At 63.0% G+C, this 21,155-nt stretch carries 21 protein-coding genes and 4 tRNA genes; 15 read left to right on the forward strand and 10 right to left on the reverse strand.

What is annotated here, in order from left to right; genetic code table 11:
• Window positions 1-83: 83 nt before the first annotated feature.
• From AACW87_RS19935 to cyaB, 4 genes are all read right to left on the reverse strand, one after another.
• Window positions 84-1,202 (reverse strand): glycerol dehydrogenase, encoded by a 1,119-nt coding sequence (locus tag AACW87_RS19935; protein WP_241279142.1) that lies wholly within the window; start codon window positions 1,200-1,202, stop codon window positions 84-86.
• A gap of 239 nt (window positions 1,203-1,441) precedes the next feature.
• Window positions 1,442-1,948, reverse strand: a complete 507-nt coding sequence (locus AACW87_RS19940) for a GNAT family N-acetyltransferase (protein ID WP_241279143.1) — start codon at window positions 1,946-1,948, stop codon at window positions 1,442-1,444.
• A gap of 176 nt (window positions 1,949-2,124) precedes the next feature.
• A complete protein-coding gene (locus AACW87_RS19945) occupies window positions 2,125-2,517 on the reverse strand; it encodes an NUDIX hydrolase (protein WP_241325937.1) in 393 nt (130 codons plus the stop codon).
• Complete coding sequence (cyaB, locus tag AACW87_RS19950; protein WP_241325938.1) at window positions 2,517-3,089, reverse strand: class IV adenylate cyclase; 573 nt, start codon at window positions 3,087-3,089, stop codon at window positions 2,517-2,519. Before cyaB ends, AACW87_RS19945 begins: the two co-directional genes overlap by 1 nt.
• 396 nt (window positions 3,090-3,485) lie before the next feature.
• Between cyaB and AACW87_RS19955 the strand changes: the two genes are divergently transcribed.
• From AACW87_RS19955 to AACW87_RS19970, 4 genes are all read left to right on the forward strand, one after another.
• Complete coding sequence (locus AACW87_RS19955; RefSeq protein WP_241325939.1) at window positions 3,486-4,331, forward strand: DUF5718 family protein; 846 nt, start codon at window positions 3,486-3,488, stop codon at window positions 4,329-4,331.
• 134 nt (window positions 4,332-4,465) lie between these two features.
• On the forward strand, window positions 4,466-4,798 hold the full coding sequence (locus AACW87_RS19960; RefSeq protein ID WP_241325940.1) for a YnfA family protein: 333 nt from the start codon (window positions 4,466-4,468) through the stop codon (window positions 4,796-4,798).
• A gap of 46 nt (window positions 4,799-4,844) precedes the next feature.
• Window positions 4,845-5,354 (forward strand): GNAT family N-acetyltransferase, encoded by a 510-nt coding sequence (locus tag AACW87_RS19965; RefSeq protein ID WP_241325941.1) that lies wholly within the window; start codon window positions 4,845-4,847, stop codon window positions 5,352-5,354.
• Complete coding sequence (locus AACW87_RS19970; protein WP_241325942.1) at window positions 5,344-5,793, forward strand: acetyltransferase; 450 nt, start codon at window positions 5,344-5,346, stop codon at window positions 5,791-5,793. Before AACW87_RS19965 ends, AACW87_RS19970 begins: the two co-directional genes overlap by 11 nt.
• A 72-nt stretch (window positions 5,794-5,865) precedes the next feature.
• Here the strand turns inward: AACW87_RS19970 and AACW87_RS19975 are convergent, their stop codons facing one another.
• Together AACW87_RS19975 and AACW87_RS19980 are read right to left on the reverse strand one after the other, a co-directional pair.
• Entirely contained in the window at window positions 5,866-7,269 is a 1,404-nt protein-coding gene (locus tag AACW87_RS19975; protein WP_043557769.1) for a DEAD/DEAH box helicase, read from the reverse strand.
• A 217-nt stretch (window positions 7,270-7,486) separates the two neighbouring features.
• Entirely contained in the window at window positions 7,487-7,963 is a 477-nt protein-coding gene (locus AACW87_RS19980; RefSeq protein WP_241325943.1) for a glutathione peroxidase, read from the reverse strand.
• 290 nt (window positions 7,964-8,253) lie between these two features.
• Between AACW87_RS19980 and AACW87_RS19985 the strand changes: the two genes are divergently transcribed.
• Window positions 8,254-8,862: a 2OG-Fe(II) oxygenase gene (locus AACW87_RS19985; protein ID WP_241325944.1), complete on the forward strand. Its 609-nt coding sequence runs from the start codon at window positions 8,254-8,256 to the stop codon at window positions 8,860-8,862.
• 191 nt (window positions 8,863-9,053) lie between these two features.
• Complete coding sequence (locus AACW87_RS19990; protein WP_241325945.1) at window positions 9,054-10,043, forward strand: D-alanine--D-alanine ligase; 990 nt, start codon at window positions 9,054-9,056, stop codon at window positions 10,041-10,043.
• Between the two features lie 62 nt (window positions 10,044-10,105).
• On the opposite strand, the gene AACW87_RS19995 is transcribed toward AACW87_RS19990, so the two are convergent.
• Window positions 10,106-10,519: a VOC family protein gene (locus AACW87_RS19995; RefSeq protein WP_241279144.1), complete on the reverse strand. Its 414-nt coding sequence runs from the start codon at window positions 10,517-10,519 to the stop codon at window positions 10,106-10,108.
• Window positions 10,520-10,685: 166 nt separating this feature from the next.
• Here AACW87_RS19995 and AACW87_RS20000 point away from each other — a divergent pair, with 166 nt between their 5' ends.
• Together AACW87_RS20000 and AACW87_RS20005 are read left to right on the forward strand one after the other, a co-directional pair.
• Entirely contained in the window at window positions 10,686-11,453 is a 768-nt protein-coding gene (locus AACW87_RS20000; protein WP_043142003.1) for a tRNA-uridine aminocarboxypropyltransferase, read from the forward strand.
• 176 nt (window positions 11,454-11,629) lie between these two features.
• Entirely contained in the window at window positions 11,630-12,409 is a 780-nt protein-coding gene (locus tag AACW87_RS20005; protein ID WP_241325946.1) for a TSUP family transporter, read from the forward strand.
• Between the two features lie 71 nt (window positions 12,410-12,480).
• On the opposite strand, the gene AACW87_RS20010 is transcribed toward AACW87_RS20005, so the two are convergent.
• Window positions 12,481-13,353, reverse strand: a complete 873-nt coding sequence (locus AACW87_RS20010; protein ID WP_241325947.1) for a LysR family transcriptional regulator — start codon at window positions 13,351-13,353, stop codon at window positions 12,481-12,483.
• 60 nt (window positions 13,354-13,413) lie between these two features.
• Complete coding sequence (locus AACW87_RS20015; protein WP_098983977.1) at window positions 13,414-14,331, reverse strand: DMT family transporter; 918 nt, start codon at window positions 14,329-14,331, stop codon at window positions 13,414-13,416.
• 165 nt (window positions 14,332-14,496) lie between these two features.
• Here AACW87_RS20015 and AACW87_RS20020 point away from each other — a divergent pair, with 165 nt between their 5' ends.
• From AACW87_RS20020 to AACW87_RS20030, 3 genes are all read left to right on the forward strand, one after another.
• A complete protein-coding gene (locus AACW87_RS20020) occupies window positions 14,497-15,375 on the forward strand; it encodes a helix-turn-helix domain-containing protein (protein WP_277606828.1) in 879 nt (292 codons plus the stop codon).
• Between the two features lie 262 nt (window positions 15,376-15,637).
• Window positions 15,638-17,275: an ATP-dependent endonuclease gene (locus AACW87_RS20025; RefSeq protein ID WP_043141992.1), complete on the forward strand. Its 1,638-nt coding sequence runs from the start codon at window positions 15,638-15,640 to the stop codon at window positions 17,273-17,275.
• A gap of 194 nt (window positions 17,276-17,469) precedes the next feature.
• Window positions 17,470-18,189 (forward strand): hypothetical protein, encoded by a 720-nt coding sequence (locus tag AACW87_RS20030; protein WP_241325949.1) that lies wholly within the window; start codon window positions 17,470-17,472, stop codon window positions 18,187-18,189.
• A gap of 76 nt (window positions 18,190-18,265) precedes the next feature.
• On the opposite strand, the gene glgX is transcribed toward AACW87_RS20030, so the two are convergent.
• The gene (gene glgX / locus AACW87_RS20035) at window positions 18,266-20,329 is read right to left on the reverse strand and encodes a glycogen debranching protein GlgX (protein ID WP_043557776.1); all 2,064 of its coding nucleotides are present in this window, start codon (window positions 20,327-20,329) and stop codon (window positions 18,266-18,268) included.
• Between the two features lie 196 nt (window positions 20,330-20,525).
• Between glgX and AACW87_RS20040 the strand changes: the two genes are divergently transcribed.
• From AACW87_RS20040 to AACW87_RS20055, 4 genes are all read left to right on the forward strand, one after another.
• Window positions 20,526-20,602, forward strand: a tRNA-Met gene (locus AACW87_RS20040).
• A 92-nt stretch (window positions 20,603-20,694) separates the two neighbouring features.
• A tRNA-Met gene (locus AACW87_RS20045) sits at window positions 20,695-20,771 on the forward strand.
• A gap of 102 nt (window positions 20,772-20,873) precedes the next feature.
• Window positions 20,874-20,950: transfer RNA gene (locus AACW87_RS20050), tRNA-Met, on the forward strand.
• A gap of 102 nt (window positions 20,951-21,052) precedes the next feature.
• Window positions 21,053-21,129, forward strand: a tRNA-Met gene (locus tag AACW87_RS20055).
• Window positions 21,130-21,155: the final 26 nt, after the last annotated feature.

Here is a 21,155-nt window from a genome sequence, read left to right on the forward strand (position 1 = left end):
CCAGCAGTTCGGGACGCAATAGACAAGGCCAGCCGCACGGCTGGCCTTGTCGTTGTTGATCAAGGGTGCGTTTTATCCATTGATCAATGGTGGGGATGGCGGGCCCGATAGCGCTCTGCCATGGCGTTGGCCGCGATCATGGCGCCGTAGACATCCTGCTCGTTCACGGCCATGGGCATGTTGCCCATGGTGTCGAGGGGATCGCAGGCAAGTGCTGCCACCTTGCGCCACTCGCTCTCGACAAAGCGGGTCAGCCCCATCTCCTGCAGCGTCATGGGCAGACCGGCGACATGGATGATGCGCATCACCTCGTCGAGCTCGGCCTGGGGGGCGCGCTCCAGCACCAGCTGGGTCAGCAGGCCGAACACCACCTTCTCTCCATGCTGGGCCCTGTGCAGGTCGGGCACCACAGACATGCCGTTGTTGACCGCATGGGCCGCCGCCAGACCACCGGCCTCGGCGCCGACCCCGCTCAAGTAGATGGTGGCCTCGATGATCTGCTCCAGCGCCGGTGTGGTGACGTGATGGCGCACCGCGTCCATCGCCATGTCGATGTTCTCCCCCAGCAGCTCATAGCAGAGCCGGGCCAGACCCAGCCCGGTGCGGGAGGGGCGTTTGCCCACCAGATTGATGCCATCGGCCCGATAGCAGGCGCGGGCCTCGAAATAGGTGGCCAGCGCATCCCCCACGCCGGCGGCGAAGAAGCGGGTGGGGGCTGCGGCTATGATGGCGGTGTCGGCGATCACCACGTCCGGGTTCTGGGGCAGGAACAGATAGCGCTCGAACTCGCCCGCCTGGTTGTAAATGACTGCCAGCGCGGTACAGGGGGCATCGGTGGAAGCTATGGTGGGGAACAGCACCACGGGGCGGCGCAGGTAGAAGGCGACTGCCTTGGCCACGTCCAGGGTCTTGCCGCCGCCGATCCCGACGATCACGTTGGCGCCCTGCTGTTCGGCGATATCCAGGAGGCGGCGGATCTCGATGTCGGTACACTCGTAGTTGAACTTCTCGACTGCCCCCTTCAGGCCCGCTTGCAGCAGGCCGGCCAGCGCCTCTTCACGCACCCGCTCCAGGATGAACTCGTCGCTGACGAGCAGGGCGTTGTCGCCAAAATCTTTCACATGATCATGGAGTTGGGGCAGAAGGTCGTGGCCGATGATGAACTTTTTGGGGGAGGTGACGGTACGAGGCAGGATAGGCATGCAGGATTCCTCAAGGCAGTGAGTGGCACCCGGTTGGTATGCAAACGGGTCTTCCTGCCACACCATACGCCTGGTCCGCCATCAGGTGAAGGGAGAGTGGGGTTCATCCCTCGATTAAATTAATCAAATCGCCTGTTGGATGGTTTGTCTGGGGTCAAGAGATGCGGGCTGCGAGGTGCCGATGGCCAGTATGCGCCCGCTCTGGAAGCCGGGCGCAAGGTCATCTTTGCAGGGGAAACTCAGAGCTGCTTGTAGAAGAAGAGGGTAGCCGCCAGGGTGCCGTCGGCACTGCGGGCAAAGCCCGGGATCTGGCCTGCCTCCTGATAGCCCAGCTGGCGATAGAGGCTGGATGCCACGTCGCCGACCCGGGTATCGAGCACCAGCAGGGTACGCCCGGCGTCACTGGCCCCCTGCTCCATGGCCGCCATCAGAGCGCGGCCGACCCCCTTGCCACGGGCGTGACTGTGTACCATCAGTTTCTCCACCTCGGCCCGGTGGCGGCCGTTGGCCTTGGTACAGAGCGCCAGTTGCAGGGCGCCGACCAGCTGATGCTGCTCGAAGGCGACCCAGAGCCGGCGGTTGCCTGCCGCCAGCTCCGTCTCTATCCCTTGCCAGTATCCCAGCCCCTGCTCTTCCGTCAGCGGCGGCAAAAATCCCACGGAGGCGCCGCTGGTCACGCTGTCTTGCAGCAGGGTGATGAGCGCAGGCTTGATGCCCAGGGTGGTATCAACCTCAACTATGTCCATCGAGAGTCCTCGTCAAACGTGGTCACAACAGCGGGCTGAGCCGCTGTGCGGCAAACAGAGATAAGGAATCCGTGTTTTGCCGCATGACGGGTTAGCCTCGCCGTTTCTGGCGCCGATTTCAAGCCGAAGGCCCCCGTTGGTTGCGCCGGATCACGCTTGCACCGCTGCGCTATGCCTCAGCGGATGAGACGCTGCTCTGCCAGCCAGGCAAACAGCAGGCGGGAGACGGGGGAGATCTCGGCCAGATGGCGGCTGTCCAGCCAGCGCAGCTCGGCGATCTCGGCCGAGGCGACGGGCGTACCGCTGGCCTCGCCGGTGTAACAGCGCAAGCGGACCTGTACGCCTTCAGGCTTGCCATCGGCCTGGGCGCTGAATTCGCAGGCAAGGCGCAAGGTGTCGGTTTGCAGGGTCACGCTCAGCTCCTCTTCGATTTCCCGCACCAAGGCCGCTTCATCGCTCTCTCCGGCCTCGCGTTTGCCGCCGGGAATGAAGTAGATGGCCTTGCCGTGGGAGCGGGCACAGAGCAGTTGCCGATCCTGGAAGGTCAGCCAGGCGAGTTTGTCGATCATTAGGGCACTCTCTCTGAGTTGAGGGTGAGGCTCTGCTCGCACAAGGTGCGATAGGAGCGGGTTTCGAGTTGCGCTGAGGAGAGGCCGAGTCGTGTGGCCAAATCCTGCAACTGCTGGCGATAACCGGGCAACAGGGCTTCATCGTCGGTCATGATGGCCAGCTCGGCAAAATCGCCGATCCCCTCGAGATGATCCCGGGTGACATGGAAGGGGCCGACAAAGTAGATGCTGCGCCGCTTGCTGATGGCCAGTACCTGCCGGTAGCCCAGGGTGCGCAACATGCTGGCCGCCTTGTCGGCGTCCGTGATATTGACGGCCTCGCAGCGATCGGCTTCGGGTCCCTTCACTATCCAGAGCTGGATGCCGGAAGGCTGCATGGTGCGGAGCACCAGGCTTTTGCCCTCTGCGGCCAGGCTATGTTCTGGCGTGTCGAAGTAGCTGTCCTGTTCCTGGTTGTCTTCCAGCATCACCTCGGGGTTGAGGGCGGCGAGGGCGCTGGTGAAGGCATCGACATCGCTCAGCCGGTACTTGAACTCGACCTCGAAGCGGCCCTGAAAGTGTTGTGATGACATCGGCAGGCATCCTTGAGTGTGCTGTTTTGCATGGCAGGCAGCCTAGCAAAGTTGACCGGCAGGCCCAAGGGGCAGCCGTGCAGTCTGTGGAAACGATCTGTTTCTCGCTGCATTCGCTCTCAGTGCATCCTCTCCCTGCGCTCAGCTTGATCAGCTGGGTGCCTTTGTTCTTGATCCATGACCTTGTTTGCGTGAGGCAAGGGGGCCGTCAACTGGCCGTGAGCCTCTGCCCACAGACGCGCCGGCGGATGCCGAAAAGTTCGGGCTGGCGCACAGGATGGGGCGCCCGGGCTGGGCGGGGGCGGGTCCCTGTGGTTTAATCCTTGCCACTTTCGCGGTAGCGGATCCCGTCTGGTGGGTCGGCTGCCCCCGCTTTGGCAAGATGCAGGTGATCAGATGCAAGTGACAGCAGAGAGCAAATTTATCGGACTCGGGGTGGCGGGCAACTTCGCCGGTCATCTGGAGCAGGCGGGAGAGGCCTCGGATTTCGTGGCTGTGGTGGTGCGTGACACCAGCGCCCCCAAGGCGCTGTTCCCCTTCTATGTGCCGAGTCATCCGGGACAGCTCGGTGTCTTCCCCCTGAGCGAGAAGGCCATCTTGCTGCCAGAGGCGGCGGTCAGCGGTGACGAGAAGGTGCAGATCGAGCCGGAAGTGGCGCTCTGGTGCGAGCTGGAATACGCAGGCACCCAGGTGGTGGCCATCCATCCCCGCGCCTTTGGGGCCTACAACGATTGCTCCATCCGTCGTCCCAATGCCAAGAAGATCAGCGAAAAGAAGAACTGGGGGGAAGAGAGCAAGGGGCTGGCGGCCACTCTGCTGCCACTTTCCCATTTCACAGCCGGCTGTGAGCTCGATGACTATCGCATCGCCTGCTACCTGGAGCGTGACGGCGAGCTGCATGCTTACGGGGTAGACAGCGCCGCCATCGATTACAGCTATTTTCATCGACAACTGCTGGACTGGGCCATCGACAAGTTCAACCATCAGCAAGACGAGGGCCCGGCGGAGCATATCCAGGGGCTGCTAGCCCAGGCTGGCTACCCGTCCCATGCGCTCATCAGCATAGGGGCCACCCGTTATACCCATTTTGGCGAGACCCACTTCCTCAAGCCCGGTGATACGTCCTGCGTGCTGGTCTATCCGGCCAGCCGTTATAGCGACAGTGACATCCGTGAAGCCATTCGCACCCGCCAGTTCGGGCCGGATCTGTCTGTCCTGCTGCAGGCGGTCAAGACCCGCTGATGCCACCCAGGCTTCCCCTGCACCCGCGGGGGAAGCCTGGTCCTCCCAGCATTTGGCTCCCTCCTGCTGCGCTTACATAACGCGATGATTTGCTTTAACATTCAGCCCGTTTAACGGGGGGATAGAGGCGCATCATGGTGGAACTCAAAACGATCGGACTGTTTCTGATCACGGCGGTGGCCGAAATCGTCGGCTGTTATCTGCCCTATCTCTGGCTGACACAGGGCCGGAGCATCTGGCTGCTGCTGCCCGCGGGCCTGAGTCTGGTGCTGTTTGCCTGGCTGTTGTCACTGCATCCTACCGCCGCCGGTCGCGTCTATGCCGCTTATGGTGGCGTCTATATCTTGGTGGCCATCCTCTGGCTCTGGCTGGTGGACGGCATCAGGCCCACGCTGTGGGATCTGGTGGGTTCGCTGGTGGCCCTGCTCGGCATGGCCATCATCATGTTTGCGCCAAGGCCCGCTTAGGGCTCGTGGGGGAAGCCGTGTCGGCAATCAGATCAGGAGGAGTGCCATGGTGGTGATCAGAGCGTGCAATGAACAAGACATAGCCGGTTTGCTGACCCTTTATCGGGAGCTGAGGCCCCATGATCCGCCGCTGGTTGAAGCCGAGGCGGCTCTTGCCGCCTTGCTGGCCCAATCCCATGTGCGGCTGATCGTCGCCGAGGTGGAGGGTCAGCTTGCCGCCACCTGCCAGCTGGGGCTGATCCCCACGCTCACCAATGGTGGCCGGCCCTTTGGCATCATAGAGCATGTGATCACGGCGGCCCGCTTTCGGCGCCAGGGGCTGAGCCAGCAAGTGCTTGAGCAGGCGCTGGCCCTCGCCTGGCAGCAGAATTGCTACAAGGTGATGCTGTTGTCGGGGGAAGGGCGCGAAGCCGCCCACCGCCTGTATGAAAAGCTGGGTTTCAAGGCCGGCATCGAGAAGGGATTCGTCATCAAGCAAGCGGATGTCAGGGGTCGGCAGAGCCTCTCCGGTAGGGCTATCCACCCCACTCAACAAGAGTCAGAGCATGAAGATTGAACAAGCAAAGACGCGGGATTATCCGACCCTGATCACCCTCTGGGAAGCCTCGGTGCGCGCCACTCACCACTTTCTGCCAGAGGCTGAGATAGATGCCCTCAAGCCGCTGATCCTGGAGCACTATTTCGTCGCCGTCGACCTGGTCTGTGGCAGGGATGAGGCCGCTGGCATCGTCGGCTTTTGCGGGGTACACGATGGCAATATCGAGATGCTGTTTATCGCACCCGAGGCAAGAGGCTGCGGTGTTGGCCGCCAGCTGGTGGCCCATGCCATCACCAAGCAAGGGGCGACCAAGGTGGACGTCAACGAGCAGAATGCGCAGGCGCTTGGCTTCTACCAGCGCATGGGCTTCGTCGTGACGGGGCGCTCGCTGCTGGATGGCCAGGGCAAACCCTATCCACTGCTGCATATGGTGCTGGCGGGTGTCGAAACGGTGTGATCTATCCCGCCAATAAAAAAACCGCCTTTCGGCGGTTTTTTGTTTTTCAGTGCGGGCGGCTCACGGCTGGCCTTACTCCTCGTTGGAGTTGTCCTGATAGCTGTCGCGCTGGGCCCTGGGCAGGCGGCGCATCGGGGTGAGCCCTGCGTCCACGCCACCGCGATCCTTCTGGCGCGCCGGCGCCGGTTGCTTGCTGCCATCGGCTTTGGGCTTGCCGGCTCCCGGCTTGCCTTTGCCCTTGGCGGGCGCCTTGGCATTGTGCTTGGCGTTGGCATGGCCGCGATCCCGCGGCGGGTTTTGTACCGGCTTGCTGCCCGGCAGGGTCTGGCGAGTCGGTTTGCCGCTCGGCTCGTAGCCTGCCAGGATCTCGCTCGGTATGCTGAGGCCGATCAGGGACTCGATGGCCTTGAGCTGATCCTGTTCATCCTGGCTCACCAGGGAGATGGCTTCGCCGCCACGACCGGCACGGCCGGTACGGCCGATGCGGTGGATATAATCCTCGGCCACCTGGGGCAGCTCGAAGTTGATCACATGGGGCAGTTGATCGATATCGAGACCACGGGCGGCGATGTCGGTGGCGACCAGCACCCGTACCTTACCTTCCCGAAAATCCGCCAGCGCCCGGTTGCGGGCACCCTGGCTCTTGTCACCGTGGATGGCGACGGTATTGAGGCCGTCTTTTTCCATCTGGTGGGCGAGGCGGTCGGCGATCTGCTTGGTGCGCACGAACACCAGCACCCGTTGCCAGTTATTGCGGCCGATCATGTGGGAGAGCAGCTCGCGCTTGCGCTCGCGGTCGACCTTGATGATGCGCTGGTTGACCTGCTCGGCCGTGCTGTTGCTCGGGCTCACCTCGATCAGGGTCGGGCTCTTCAGCAGGTCGTCGGCCAGCTCCTTGATCTCGTTGGAGAAGGTGGCAGAGAACAGCAGGGTCTGCCGCTCTTCCGGCAGCGCCTTCATGATGCGGCGAATGTCGGTGATGAAGCCCATGTCCAGCATGCGATCCGCCTCATCCAGCACCAGCACCTCCAGCTCGGTCAGGGTGAGGGCGCGCTGGGTCAGCAGATCCAGCAGCCGACCCGGGGTCGCGACCAGGATGTCGACGCCGAGCTTGATGGCGTCCAGATTGGGCTTGATGCTGACGCCGCCGTAGGCGATCAGGGTGCGAAACGGCAGGTGATGGGCGTATTTGATGATGCTTTCGCCCACCTGGGCGGCCAGCTCACGGGTCGGGGTCAATACCAGAGCGCGTACCTGACGACGGCCACCACGGCCATGGTTGGCCAGCAGACGGTGCAACATGGGCAGGGTGAAACCGGCCGTTTTGCCTGTGCCTGTCTGGGCGCCGCCCAGCACATCCTGACCTGCCAGCACGGCCGGAATGGCTTGCTGCTGGATGGGGGTTGGCTGTTCGTAACCCAATTCCTTGACGGCCCGCAGAATATGCGGTGACAGACCCAGTTCGTTAAATGACATGTTCGAGAGAGACTCCTGAGGTGAGCCTTGGGCTCAACGCGTGACAGACATGCGCTGACGCCTGCTCTGTCACAACATAAGGTGCGGCGGGCCACCTTGGCAGCCAGCCACAACATAGAAAAGATAATGGGGGCGTAATATAGCAGATGTGCGACCTGCACGCAGCAGCCGTGTCACTTGCCCGGGCCGGGGGGCGAGTCTGGTTCCCTGGCGAGGCTCAGAGCAGGGCGCTTATCTCGTCCAGCAGGCTCTCTGGCTTGGTCTGGGGGGCGAAGCGATCCACCACCTCGCCGTCACGGTTGATGAGGAACTTGGTGAAGTTCCATTTGACGTTTTCCAGCCCCAGCAGCCCGGGTTTTTGCTGTTTCAGCCAGCGATAGAAGGGGTGGGCGTGCTCGCCGTTGACCTCGCACTTGGCCATGATGGGGAAGCTCACCGGGTAATCCAGCGAGCAGAAGCGGGCTATCTCGTCCGCATCTCCCGGCTCCTGATGGCCAAATTGATCGCAGGGAAAGCCGAGGATCACCAGCCCTTTGGGTCCCAGCTGCTGGTAGAGCGCCTCCAGCCCCGTGTATTGGGGGGTAAAACCGCAGCGGCTGGCCACGTTGACCACCAGGATGACCTGGCCTTGCAGGGCGGTGAGCGAGAGTTCGGAACCATCGAGGTGTTGCAGGGTGAAGTCGGGCAAAGGCATGGTGCACTCCTGGGAGGATGGGGCCCATTCAGGGCGGTTATCATGCACGTTAACGGGCCAGGGCGTCGAGGGCAAGGGGCAGGTGCCCCGTTTGCGCCATGGCTCTCGTGCGACATGCCCCACCTTTTGGGGAGCCGGATCACAGGGTGACCAGGCCGGTACGATAAAGGGCGCCTTCTGTGGCGGAATAGCGTATTGATGGTGGGACTTCTCAGGAGAAGCAATCTGGTTTGTGCCCAGGCCGGGAAGTCGCTAAAAAGCGCCCTCTCTCCACTTATTGTGAGTCACTCTTGGACTATCAAGCCGTCATGGATGCCATTTACACCCGGGGATGGGTGATAGTGGATGATTTTTTAACCGCCGCCGAGGTGGATGAGCTGAAAGCCTGCCTGCCAGGGGAGTGGCAACCGGCCGGGATCGGACGCGCCGCGCTGCATCAGGGCAACCCCGACATTCGCCGTGATCAGATCCACTGGCTGGAGCCCGATCTTGGCGCGCCTGTGGCAGCCTATCTGGCCTGCATGGAATCCCTGCGCCTCGCCGCCAACCGCCTGCTGATGCTGGGGCTGTTCGATTACGAGGCCCACTTTGCCCGCTATCGCAGCGGGGACTTCTATGCCACCCACCGCGATGCCTTCGCCGGTCGCTCCAACCGCCGTCTCACCTCTGTCTTCTATCTCAACAACGACTGGCAACCGGAGGCGGGCGGTGTGCTCAGGGTCTACGACAACGACGAGCAGCTGCTGATGGATGTCTCTCCCAAGGGGGGGCGGCTGGTATTGTTCCTGTCGGAGGAGTTTCCCCACGAGGTGCTGCCCGCCAATCGGGAGCGTTACAGCATAGCCGGCTGGTTTCGGGTCAATGGCAACGGCGTGGGACGCCTGGATCCGCCCCGCTGACGCCTTTTCGTCCAATTTTTGACACAGGCAGGAATTTTTCAGGCTGTTGTCGGCGGATGGGGCTCCCATCGGCTGACAAGGCTTGATTTCCCTTGCTACACTGGCCCGCACTTGGCTTCGTCCGGTTTTTCAGTACGGTTGGATTATCAGATGGTCATGACGAGGCCGCTTTTCCCAAGGGATCACATCTAATGAAGAACATGCATGTCTTGCTGCTGTGCGGCGGCGGTGGCTCAGAACACGAAGTCTCTTTGCGCAGCGCCAATTTCCTCGAGCAACAACTCGGTTTCCTGCCTGGCGTCGAGGTGACCCGGGTCGAGATGTTCGCCGATCGCTGGCTCTCTGCCGACGGCCGCGAGTGCAAGCTGGGGCTGGACAAGCTGCTCTCGTTTGACAGCGTGGCCCGTCCGGTGGACTACGTGGTGCCCTGCATCCACGGCTACCCGGGTGAGACCGGCGATCTGCAATCCTTCCTCGAGCTGGCGGGCCTGCCTTATCTCGGCTGCGATGCCGAGGCCAGCAAGATCTGCTTCAACAAGATCAGCACCAAGCTGTGGCTCTCCGCCATCGGCATTCCCAACACCCCCTATCTGTTCCTGACCGAACAGAACGACGCCGCCCTGACCGAGGCAAAAGCCGCCCTGGCCAAGTGGGGCAAGGTCTTCATCAAGGCCGCCTCCCAGGGCTCCTCCGTGGGCTGCTACTCCGCCAACAACGAAGCCGACCTGGTGCAGGGCATCAAGGATGCCTTCGGTTACTCCGAGCAGGTGTTGATCGAAAAAGCGGTCAAGCCCCGCGAGCTGGAAGTGGCTGTCTACCAGTACGGTGACGAGCTGATTGCCACCTATCCTGGCGAGATCTGCGTGCCGCAGGACAAGTTCTACACCTATGAAGAGAAGTACAGCAGCGCCAGCCACACGGCGACCAGCCTCAAGGCCGAAGGCCTGACCCAGGCGCAGGCCGATGCGATCCACGAGTATGCCCTCAAGGCGTTCCGTCAGCTGAAACTGACCCACCTGTCGCGCATCGACTTCTTCCTGACCGAAGAGGGCGAGATCCTGCTGAACGAGATCAATACCTTCCCCGGCATGACCTCCATCTCCATGTTCCCGAAACTGCTGGAGCATCACGGTCACAGCTTCGCCCGCTACCTCGAGCAGATCCTGCGCAAGCCTGCCTGACGGTTTGCCGAAAACGACAGAGGGGCCCGCGGGCCCCTCTGTCGTTGTTGTGGTTGGCGATGTCACATGGATTCAGGGGTGAACAGCCAGATGTGCGCCCCTTGTGGATCTGCAATCAGGGCCATGCGCCCGACCCCCGGGATATTCATGGCGGGCACCACCAGGGTGCCACCGTGCTGATTGACCCTGAGCACCCTGGCATCCACGTCATCCACTGCGATATAGGTTGCCCAGTGGGGCGGTACGCCGGCCATCTCGGGATTGCCCCGGGTGGCCTGCACGCCGGCGATTGGCCTGCCATTGGCAACCAGCATGGGGTAGTTGCCGCCTTCCATCGCCATGGTCTGGCTCTCCCAGCCGAGCACCTCAGTGTAGAAACGGATCCCGGCCTCGGCGTCGGGGAGATAGAGCTCGTGCCAGGTGAAGGTAGTGCCTTCGGCCAGGGCGTGCTCGCGGGCAATGTCTTGTTCTGCCATCATCGTCCTCCTGTGTCCCATGCGTGGGTGCATGGGTTGACGACCAAGTATAGAGAGGCGTGGTGCCCCGGCTTGCCCCGGATGGGGGGCCTTGCTGCGCGGCGGACGGCTCGTTACAATCTGCCCCCCTTTTTTCCCGCAACGTGCACTGCCAGAGCCGCGCCCCATGAAGCCAATCCCAGATCACGCCGTCAATCGCCTGCGCGTATGGCGCAAGAGCATCTCCACCCGTCCTTTTCTCGCCCGTGGTGGCACAGTGCCGCGCTGCGAGGCGTGCCAGCTGCGCCGCGACTGGTGCGCCTGCGAATGGCGCCCCGAGCTCAAGGCCGAGGCCGGCTTCTGCCTGCTGATGTATGACAGCGAGCCCATGAAACCCTCCAACACGGGTCGCCTGATCGCCGACGTCCTGCCGGATACCACCTGGGCCTTCCTCTGGAAGCGCACCCAGCCCCACCCCGAGTTGTTGGCACTGCTGGCGGATCCTGCCTGGCAACCCTATGTGGTCTTTCCCGCCTGCGAGAAAAACCCGGCGCGGGTGACCGAACGGGTCGCGCTCGCCCCCGGCAAGAAGCCGCTCTTCATCCTGCTGGACGGCACCTGGCCCGAGGCGCGCAAGATGTTCAACATGAGCCCTTATCTGGATGGTTTCCCCGTGCTGGCGGTCAAGCCGGATGCGCTCTCCACCTATGGCATGCGGGTCGCCAACTGCGACGAGCACCTCTGCACCGCCGAAGTGGCGGCCTGCGTGCTGGAGGTGGCGGGTGAGCTGCAGGCAGGCCAGGCGTTGCAGCTCTGGTTCAATCTGTTCAGCCGCCGCTATATGGCCGGTCGGGTAAGCCGGGCGCCCGGTGAGGATGAAGTGCAACTGCAACAGGCGCTGGCGGCGATAAAGGAAGACATACTCGCTGAGGCGTTGGCCGATAGCGCCGCCTAATGGGGGAAAGGAACTGACGAGGAGAGACCAACAAGACTGATGAAAATCAGGAATCAATTGGCTGCCATCGTTTCGTTAGCCTCATGAGCGAGAGCCCGCTAGGATAGCGACCAGCTTGACTCATTCAGGTTCCCGGCGCAGGGGCGGCGGGCACCACAATCACACGAGGTCTATGGATGGAATTGGAACTGTACACGCTTGTCGCCCTCTTCGGGGTGGCGCTCATCGCCGGCTTTATCGACGCCATCGCCGGCGGCGGCGGCCTCCTGACGGTGCCGGCCCTGCTGGCCACCGGCATGCCGCCGGCCCTGGTGCTCGGCACCAACAAGCTGCAGAGCAGTTTCGGCTCCTTCTCCGCCACCTGGTTCTATGCCCGCAAGGGGCTGCTGGAGTGGGCCATGATCTGGCCTGCGGTGATCTGCACCTTCATCGGCGCGGCCATCGGCACCCTGGCGGTGCAGACCATAGACGCCGCCATCCTGGAGCGGCTGCTGCCCTTCCTGCTGATGGCCTTTGCCTGCTACTTCTTCTTCTCCCCCCGGGTGAGCGATGCCGAGAGCCAGCGCCGCCTCACCCCCATGCTGTTCGCGCTGCTGGTGGGCGGCGGGGTGGGTTTTTATGACGGTTTCTTCGGGCCGGGCACGGGGTCGTTCTTTGCCATCGGCTTCGTGGCCCTGGCGGGCTTTGGCATGGCGCGGGCCACGGCCCACACCAAGTTGCTCAACCTGACCTCCAACATCGCCTCCCTGCTGTTCTTCGCCCTCGGTGGCAAGGTGGTGTGGAGCGTCGGTTTCTGCATGGCGCTGGGCCAGTTTATCGGCGCCCGTGTCGGCTCCAAGCTGGTGTTGAAGAAAGGGGTCAAGCTCATCAAGCCGCTGCTGGTGACCGTCTCCCTGCTTATGTCGGCAAAGCTGGTGTGGAGCCAGTATCCCGAGCTGTTTGCCTGGCTGGTGTAACGGCCGCTTCGTGGCATGAGTCAGCCAACAGGGCCCGATCCGCTGGATCGGGCCCTGTTGCTTGGTGGCGCTCACACGGTCAGCGGGCGGAAATGGGCCTGCAGGGCCTGCACCAGATGGGCAATCCGTGCGCGCTTGAGGCTGTTTGGCCGGTAGACCAGGTGCAGCGGGCGGGCGAGCCCGGGCAAGGGACGCGCCTTCTCTCCCTGTTCCCCCACCAGCGCCAGCAGGCCGGCCGGCAGCAACACCGGCCCTATGCCCGCCTTGGCCAGTTCGATCAATGCCAGATAGGAGTCCAGTTCCATGGCGGGCACCATGCCCAATTGCGCCAGGGGTTCACGCAGGTAGCGGTTGGACGGGTTATCCAGATCCATGGTCAGGATCTTGCGCCTGTGCCCCTGCTCGAACGGCCGCTGATCTGCCGGCAGCCCCTCATCCTGATCGTTTCCCACCAGATAGAAGGGCTCCTCCAGCAACAGCTCGGCTCCCAGGCCATGGCCGGGAGGCAGGCGTCCGGCACAGATGCCGAGCAGGGCGTCGCCACTGCGCACCCGCGCCAGGATCACCGGGGTGTGATGGGTGGAGAGGGCAATATGAGGATCGCGGCCGAGGTAGTCGTGCATGAAGCGGGCGAGATAGCCCGCCAGCAGGGTTTCGGAGCAGGCGACGGGCAGGGGAGTCAGATCGGTGAGGGTCTGGCTGTCGGCCAGCACCCCCTTCATCTCGGCGAGGCTCGGGGCCACCCGGTCGAGCAACTCCTGTGCCTGCGGGGTGAGCCGGATCTGGCGGCCATCCGGCTCTATCAGCTTCTTGCCGAGGCGCTGCTCCAGCTGGGCAATGCGCTTGCTCACCGCCGACTGGCTGATGTAGAGGCGACTGGCCACCTTGGCCATGGTGCCCTCGCTTGCCAGCAGACTGAGTGTCTCCAGTCCTTCCAGTAACATCCTGCCCCCTAGTGTTGCCATCACGCAGATCGAATGGCGCTACCTTAGGGGCTGACGGCCTCAGGAGCAAGTGTCGTTCGCTGCCTTGGCTGGCCGCCAGCGCCACTCCCGCACGGGCGGGGCGAAGATCACCAGGTTGCCGAGCAGGCTGATCACCACCCCCACCACAGAGACAGTCTGCCAGACGAATCCCTCATACAGGGTGGAGAGGCTGAGGGCCACCAGGGGAAACAGCACTGTGGCGTAGGAGGCCTTGCTGGCACCAATCCGGCCCACCAGCGTGAGGTAGGCGGTGAAGGCGATGACAGAGCCGAACAGGGCGAGATAGACCATGGCCGCCAGATAGTGACCGTCGGTCGGTATGGTCAGGGACTGGCCGAGCAGGGTGACCCAGCCCAGCAACAGCACGACCCCGTACACCATGCCCCAGGGCACCAGTTGCAGCACGTGGTAGCCGTGGCGCTGGCCGCGGGCCGAGACCAGGTTGCCCAGCGAGAAGCAAAGGGTTCCGCCACAGGCCAGCAGCAACCCCTTCCAGCCGTTTGCACCCAGTTGCGCATCCGCCAGCACGGGCCAGAACAGCAACAGGGTGCCAAGCAGCCCCAGCAAGGATCCTTGCAGCCAGCGCAGGTTGGGGCGTTTGCCCTCGAACAGCCAGAGATTGAGACCGTTGAAGATGCTGGCACTGGCGAAGATCACCGCCGACAGGCCACTCGGGATATAGAGGGTGGCGTGATAGAAGCAGAGGAAGTTGGTGGAAAAGAGCAGGGCGCCGAGCAGGGCCGCGTAGCGCTGACCCGCCCAGGGCAGACGCGGGAAACGTCCGCTGACGGTGAGCAGGGCAAACAGCGCCAGCGCCGCCAGCAGGAAGCGATAGAGCACTGAGACCTCGATGGGAATGGGGCCGAGCTGCCAGGCGATGGCGATCCAGGTGCTACCCCAGATAAGGACGGTGGCAAGGTAGAGCAGTAGGTTCATGAGAGATCCTGTGGTGTGAAGAGGGCATGAGGATCAGCATGGCGCGGGCCGGGGCGACTGGCTTGCACCATCTTGCGGTTTTTTCCGCAGGGCCGCAGCGTTTGGTCCAGCGGCGCGGTAAGATGGTCACTAGGCATGAAGGGCGGGGCATAAAGGGTGCAGCAGATGAGAGGGGCAGGGGTATTCGATGCACTGGTCAGCACGGGGGCGCGACTGGAAGACTCCTGCTGGCTGGAGCCCGGCCTTGGGGTGGCCAGCTGGCGCAACCGCTACGATCAGACCCGCTACCACAAGCCGGGCCACCATACCCTGAGCGTCTATCTGCAGGGGGGCGAGCAGACCGAGCGCCTCGATGGCCCCGGCGGTCATGGCGGCACCGGCAAGGTGTGCATCATGCCGGATCACCACAGATCCGAGTGGCTGGTGCGCGAAGAGTTCCGCTTCTTCCACCTCTACTTCACGCCAGCCCACCTCACCCGCATCGCCGAGCAGGTCTGCGACAAGGAGGGGCGCCATCTGCTGCTGGAAGACAAGACCTTCATCGACGACCCGCAGGCGGCGGCACTGGTGCAGGCCCAGCTGATGAAGCTGGAGTGGCAGCACGGCGTCGATCGCATGGCGCTCTCCCACGGTGCCTGGATGCTGATGCTGCACGCCTACCGCCACCACACCCGGGAGGCGCCGAGCCTGCCCGAGGTGCGTGGCGGCCTGGCACCCGGGGTGATCCGGCGGGTGCAGGAGTACCTGCTGGCCCATCTGGCCGAGCCCGTCACCCTGGCCCAGCTGGCGCAGGAGGCGGGTCTGAGCGAATACCACTTCGCCCGCATGTTCGGCCAGAGTCTGGGGTGTCCGCCCCATCGCTATCTGCAGGGGCTGCGCCTCAAACGGGCCAAGCAGCTGCTGGCGGGCCCCGAGCCCCTGGCCAGCATCGCCATCTTGTGCGGCTTCTCTTCCCAGGCCCACTTTGGCAACCGTTTTCGCGAGGCATTTGGCCTCACGCCGGGCCAGTGGCGCGCGCAATTGTCATCCTATCGTCACAGATAACGCTGAGACTCTGGGTAAAACAGGTGTACCATCTACCACTTACCCATTGAAAGGAATGCCCATTGAATTATCGCAAACGTCAGACCCGTACCCGCCACCTGTGGTTCAGCCACTGGAATGCCCCCCAAGATCGCACCTGTATTCCCACCCCTCCCGAACCCGTAGTGCCTCACAGTTCCCGCTGAAAATCGACACGACCCGATAGGATTTTTCCGGCAACTTTGCCACTATTGCGCCATCAGGATGGACTGGATATGGCCGCATGTTTCTGGAACGCATTGAAGTCAAAGGTTTTCGCGGGATAAATCGCCTCTCGCTCGGGCTGGATAACACCACGGTTCTCATCGGTGAGAACGCCTGGGGCAAGTCCAGTCTGCTGCGCGCCCTCTGGTGCCTGCTGGGGCAGGATGCCGAACCCTATCAGTTCGAGGCCGACGATTTTCACCAGCCGGAAGACCCCGAACTCGCCCCCGCCCGCAACTTGCAACTGGTGCTCACCTTCAGTGAGCACAGACCCCAGATGTGCCTGCACTCCCATCGTCTTGCCCGGCTGGGCGCCTCCTGGGTCAAGCACAAAGACAAATTCCACCGCATCCACTATCGCGCCAGCGCCGAGCTGGAGGCCGACGGCTCCGTGACCACCACCCATGACTTTCTCGACGGCATCGGCAAGAGCCTGCCCATCGACAATGCCCATGAACTGGTCTGCCTGCTGATCACCATGAACCCGGTATTCCGGCTGCGGGATGCCCGCACCGCCCGCAGCGGGGTGGAGGTGCTTAAGTGGAGCGATCTGTCGCAGAACCGGCTGAGTCAGCTGGCCAACAAGCTGATCGACGAGCCCCAGCGCATCGGCGAGCCCGAGCTCAAAGAGGCATTGCAGGCGGTGCGCCAGCTGATGGATCACTACTTCAATGCCCTGGCCCCCATCAAGAACAAGCCCCGCAGCCAGCGGGACATAGTCAATCGCCCCATGACGCTGCGCAACCCCGGCAATCTGCAGGCGCTGCTGCGCAATGCCGACAACCGGGCGCTGCAGCTGGCGATGGCGGGCATGGCGGCCACCCTGCTCAACGCCCGTGGCAACCGCGAGCTGGAGCAGGGCGCGCGCCCCATCATGATCCTGGAAGATCCCGAGAGTCGCCTGCACCCCACCATGCTGGCCCTGGCCTGGGGCCTGCTCGAACAATTGCCTGGCCAGAAATTGCTCACCACCAACTCGGGAGACTTGCTCTCCTCCCTGCCCCTGAATCAGGTGCGCCGTCTGGTGCGCCGCCAGCAGGACATCGTCTGCCATCAGCTCGGTGGCGAACGTTACAGCAGCGATGATCTGCGCAAGATTGCCTTCCACGTGCGCATCAACCGCCCCATGTCGATGTTTGCCCGCTGCTGGTTGCTGGTGGAGGGGGAGACGGAGATCTGGCTGCTCTCCGAGCTGGCCCAGATCTGCGGTTACAGCCTGCGGGCGGAAGGGGTGCGTATCATAGAGTTCGCCCAGTGCGGCCAGTCGCCCCTCATCAAGGTGGCGCGCGACTTTGGCATAGAGTGGCATCTGCTCACCGATGGCGACGAGGCGGGGATCAAATACGCCACCTCGGCCCGGGCGCTGCTCAAGGGGGAGCGGGAGCGGGATCGGTTGACCCAGCTGCCGGCGGCGGACATAGAGCACTACCTCTATCACAACGGCTTCGAGGCGGTGTTCAGGCGCGAGGCCGGCGTCGGTGGCCGCTCGACCCTCAATGCCGGGCGCATCATCAACAAGGCGATTCATCACCGCAGCAAGCCGGGCATGGCACTGGCGGTGGTGGAAGAGGCGGAGCGCCTCGGCGGCGAGCACATTCCGCCTGTGATCCGCCAGATGTTTGCCAAGGTGGTGGCGCTGGCGCGCGGTCAGGGCTGATCCGCCCGTCTGCACCCTGGCGCAGGAGAATGCAGGCCAGGGGAATCGCCCTGTTGCCCCGGCAGGCTGACGGGGCGCCGGCCACCCACTCCTTCGCTGGTGGCAGGGATTGGGGTTGGGAGTCGGTTTGGGTATACTCGGCCCCTTCTTGGCGCCCCACAGGCGCATCCCGAATCCTTGCTGCTGGAGGCGTCATGTTCGTCCAACTCCCTTTTTGGCTCTTTCCCCTGACCGGATTGATGGCGCTGGGGGCGCTCATCGCCCTCGGCCTGGTATTGTGGCGCGGTGACATCTGCCCGGGCCAGCGCTCGCGGATCACGGCCCAGCTCTTCTCCATCTGGGTGATCACCGGCCTCTCCCTGATGCTGGCGGTGGAGGCCAGGGTGGCGAGCTGGTTGATCTGGAGCGGGGGGGCCGCCCTGATCCTGGGGATAGTGCTGTCGCTGGCCCAGTCCCGGCTGGAGGGCAAGCGAGCCATCCCGTCCACCCTGCTCTGGCTGCCGGCCATGCCGCTGCTGGTCTATGGCGTCGGCTTGCTGCAAATCCAGGGCTGGCTGAGCGGCCTGCTGCAGATGACCTTGCTGGGGGCGGCCTTCGCGCACCTGATGCTGCTGCGGGCGCGTCACCGCCTGCAGGCCTTCAACCTGTTGCTGCCGGTGGCCGGGCTGGTGGCTGCCATCCTGAGCCTGCTCTGGCTGGCGGTGCTGGTGGGCTGGCAGGGCAGTGGCGCTGAGCTGGATGCCCTGATCCCCGGCGTGCTGACCCAGGCCAGCTTGCTGATTGCGGCCCTGCTGCTCTGGTTCAGCCCCATCTATCAACAGCGGGAGACGGCGCCCGTGGTGGTCTCCACCGCCCTGTGCGGCCTCATCATCGCCCAGATAGCGGCGACCAGCGTGCTGCACCAGCTGGCCTGATCGCACCTCGCATGCATGAATGAAAAAAGCCCCCCTGAGTCGTTCAGGGGGGCTTTTTGCTGGCCGCAACCCGGGCCTAGTAGAAGTCGTCGGCCCCGCAGATAAAGAGGCAGCTGCTGCGTGGCTGGGCCAGGTATTCCCGGGTCAACCCCTCCAGCGGCATGCCGAAGGTGCAGATGTCATGGGGTGAGGGCAGGGCGGTATCCAGGATCCGGCGCCAGTAGCCACCGACCCCCTTGGGCGGGCTCGGCAGGTTGAAGGTGAGCGGCTCCCAGTAGGCGTTGAACAGCACATAGAGCGCCAGCTTGGTTTCGCTGGAGAGCGCCGACATGGCGATGGCGTGGGAGTGGGGGCTGAAGTCCGGCTGGGCGGCATTGACCCCGTGCCAGCAGATCTCGCTGTGACGCAGGATCTCGGTCAGCGACAGCGGCATGCTCTCCTGCTCGGGTCGCTGGAACAGGTGCTTGCGATACTGGATCAGCTCCTTCATGAAGCGGAACATCTCCTGTCCCATGACGCTGGGTTGCCAGTTCATCCAGCAGGTCTCGTTGTCCTGGCAGTAGCCGTTGTTGTTGCCGTGCTGGGTGCGCAGCACCTCGTCCCCCATCAGCAGCATGGGAGATCCCACCGACAGCAGGGTCGCCACCATCATGTTCTTGGCCTGACGCACCCGCAGGGCATTGATCTGGGGATCCTCGGTCGGCCCCTCCTGGCCATGGTTCCAGCTGAAGTTGTGATCGCAGCCGTCCCGGTTCTCTTCACCGTTGGCCTCGTTGTGCTTGTGATCATGGCTGGCCCAGTCCCACAGGGTGAAGCCGTCGTGGCAGGTGACGAAGTTGATGCTCTTCTCCGGATCGGCGTGGTGATAGTGGTAGATGTCCGGGCTGCCGCACAGTCGTTCCACGAAGGTGGCGACTGCGTTGTCATCCCCGCGCAGGAAGTGGCGCACATCGTCCCTGAACTGGCCGTTCCATTCACGCCAGCGCGCGCCGGCCAGGCTGCCCACCTGATAGAGGCCCCCGGCATCCCAGGCCTCGGCGATGAGCTTGATGTCGGCGATGCGAGGATCCGTGTCTATGGTGCGCAGGGTCGGTGCATTGGCCTGGGGCATGCCGGACTCGTCCCGCGACAAGATGGCGGCCAGATCGAATCGAAAGCCGTCCACGTGCATCTCCTGGCGCCAGAAGTGGAGGCTGTCCATGATCATGCGCAGCACCACAGGATGGGCGCCGTTGAAGGTGTTGCCGCAGCCCGAGTAGTTGGTGTCCTTCTGGTTGCTGTCGAGTATGTAGTAGGCCTCGTTGTCTATGCCGCGAAACGAGAAGGTGGGGCCATCATCGCCCCCCTCGGCCGTGTGGTTGTAAACCACGTCCAGGATCACCTCGATATTGGCCCTGTGCAGCGCCTTGACCATGTCGCGAAACTCGGTGAGCGGATCGGGGCCGCTGGCATATTGGGCGTGGGGGGCAAAAAACGACATGGGGCTGTAACCCCAGTAGTTGGAGAGCCCCTTGGGGGCATCCTGGGGATCGAACTGGAACACCGGCAGCAGCTCGACGGCGGTGACGCCGAGGGATTGCAGGTAGGGGATCTTGTCGATGAGGCCAAGATAGGTGCCGCGCAGGGCGGGATCCACCCCTGAGCTCGGCGACTTGGTAAATCCCCCCAGATGCAGCTCGTAGATCACCGAGCGGGAGAGGGAGTGGGCGGGCAGCTTGTCCCCTTCCCAGTCGTAGTCGCGGGTATCCACCACCCGGTTCTTGGCACACACAGCCAGATTGCTGCCGGGGCGGGCCGCGGCCCAGCGATCGTAAGTCGGCCCCAGCTCAATGCTGCGACCATAGGGGTCCAGCAGCACCTTGTCCGCATCGAAGCGGGTGCCGTAGTAGGGACGCCAGGGGCCCTGAATGCGATAGGCGTAGCGCTGACCCAGTGGCAGGCCTTCTATATGGATGTGCCAGTAGTAAGCGGTGCGGTTGAGACGGGGTGACAAAGGGATCACCTCAGGGGTGGTATCGTCGGCACTGGCGAACAGCAGCAGTTCGACCCGACTGGCCAGGCGGGCCCAGATGGCAAAGTTGACGCCGTCGTGCTCGGGTGTGGCCCCCAATTGACGGCAATGACCGGCGGATATGCGCATGATAAACCTACCCAAAACGAGGAGTGACAATCCAATTCAGTGTAGTGCGCCAAGCTGGCCCCAAACCTGCTTGTCTGAAAAAACAGCGCCCTGTTGCAAATTCCTTCAATTTGTGCCGCTTTAACCTACGAATGAAGTTTTTTTAGGATATTTACTTGCAATCTGAGCGCTGGCGCCTATTATTGGCGACCTCAGACGCGGGGTGGAGCAGCTCGGTAGCTCGTCGGGCTCATAACCCGAAGGTCGTCGGTTCAAATCCGGCCCCCGCAACCATCTGAGTTTCCGAGTCGACAACGCTGATTAAGGCATTGAAGATAAAGAAAATTCGAACTGGCTACTGCTCGGCCACTTCGGAAAAATACGGACGCGGGGTGGAGCAGCTCGGTAGCTCGTCGGGCTCATAACCCGAAGGTCGTCAGTTCAAATCTGGCCCCCGCAACCAACTATTTGTGCTCATGGCGAGGCTGATGCAAAGCGGTGAACGTAAAGACAGCACACTACTTCTGCTCGGTAGTTTGCAGTGATAAAGGCAGTACAATTCGGACGCGGGGTGGAGCAGCTCGGTAGCTCGTCGGGCTCATAACCCGAAGGTCGTCAGTTCAAATCTGGCCCCCGCAACCAACTATTTGTGCTCATGGCGAGGCTGATGCCAAGCGGTGAACATAAAGACAGCACACTACTTCTGCTCGGTAGTTTGCAGTGATAAAGGCAGTACAATTCGGACGCGGGGTGGAGCAGCTCGGTAGCTCGTCGGGCTCATAACCCGAAGGTCGTCAGTTCAAATCTGGCCCCCGCAACCAACTATTTGTGCTCATGGCGAGGCTGA

It is taken from the genome of Aeromonas sp. MR7, from assembly GCF_963899385.1.
In the GTDB taxonomy this organism is placed as follows: domain Bacteria; phylum Pseudomonadota; class Gammaproteobacteria; order Enterobacterales; family Aeromonadaceae; genus Aeromonas; species Aeromonas bestiarum.

Coding starts and splice junctions, on each gene's coding strand:
- AACW87_RS19935 (WP_241279142.1), bottom strand. CDS start 1,202: ATGCCTATCCTGCCTCGTACCGTCACCTCCCCCAAAAAGTTCATCATC.
- AACW87_RS19940 (WP_241279143.1), bottom strand. CDS start 1,948: ATGGACATAGTTGAGGTTGATACCACCCTGGGCATCAAGCCTGCGCTC.
- AACW87_RS19945 (WP_241325937.1), bottom strand. CDS start 2,517: ATGATCGACAAACTCGCCTGGCTGACCTTCCAGGATCGGCAACTGCTC.
- cyaB (WP_241325938.1), bottom strand. CDS start 3,089: ATGTCATCACAACACTTTCAGGGCCGCTTCGAGGTCGAGTTCAAGTAC.
- AACW87_RS19955 (WP_241325939.1), top strand. CDS start 3,486: ATGCAAGTGACAGCAGAGAGCAAATTTATCGGACTCGGGGTGGCGGGC.
- AACW87_RS19960 (WP_241325940.1), top strand. CDS start 4,466: ATGGTGGAACTCAAAACGATCGGACTGTTTCTGATCACGGCGGTGGCC.
- AACW87_RS19965 (WP_241325941.1), top strand. CDS start 4,845: ATGGTGGTGATCAGAGCGTGCAATGAACAAGACATAGCCGGTTTGCTG.
- AACW87_RS19970 (WP_241325942.1), top strand. CDS start 5,344: ATGAAGATTGAACAAGCAAAGACGCGGGATTATCCGACCCTGATCACC.
- AACW87_RS19975 (WP_043557769.1), bottom strand. CDS start 7,269: ATGTCATTTAACGAACTGGGTCTGTCACCGCATATTCTGCGGGCCGTC.
- AACW87_RS19980 (WP_241325943.1), bottom strand. CDS start 7,963: ATGCCTTTGCCCGACTTCACCCTGCAACACCTCGATGGTTCCGAACTC.
- AACW87_RS19990 (WP_241325945.1), top strand. CDS start 9,054: ATGAAGAACATGCATGTCTTGCTGCTGTGCGGCGGCGGTGGCTCAGAA.
- AACW87_RS19995 (WP_241279144.1), bottom strand. CDS start 10,519: ATGGCAGAACAAGACATTGCCCGCGAGCACGCCCTGGCCGAAGGCACT.
- AACW87_RS20000 (WP_043142003.1), top strand. CDS start 10,686: ATGAAGCCAATCCCAGATCACGCCGTCAATCGCCTGCGCGTATGGCGC.
- AACW87_RS20005 (WP_241325946.1), top strand. CDS start 11,630: ATGGAATTGGAACTGTACACGCTTGTCGCCCTCTTCGGGGTGGCGCTC.
- AACW87_RS20010 (WP_241325947.1), bottom strand. CDS start 13,353: ATGTTACTGGAAGGACTGGAGACACTCAGTCTGCTGGCAAGCGAGGGC.
- AACW87_RS20015 (WP_098983977.1), bottom strand. CDS start 14,331: ATGAACCTACTGCTCTACCTTGCCACCGTCCTTATCTGGGGTAGCACC.
- AACW87_RS20020 (WP_277606828.1), top strand. CDS start 14,497: ATGAGAGGGGCAGGGGTATTCGATGCACTGGTCAGCACGGGGGCGCGA.
- AACW87_RS20025 (WP_043141992.1), top strand. CDS start 15,638: ATGTTTCTGGAACGCATTGAAGTCAAAGGTTTTCGCGGGATAAATCGC.
- AACW87_RS20030 (WP_241325949.1), top strand. CDS start 17,470: ATGTTCGTCCAACTCCCTTTTTGGCTCTTTCCCCTGACCGGATTGATG.
- glgX (WP_043557776.1), bottom strand. CDS start 20,329: ATGCGCATATCCGCCGGTCATTGCCGTCAATTGGGGGCCACACCCGAG.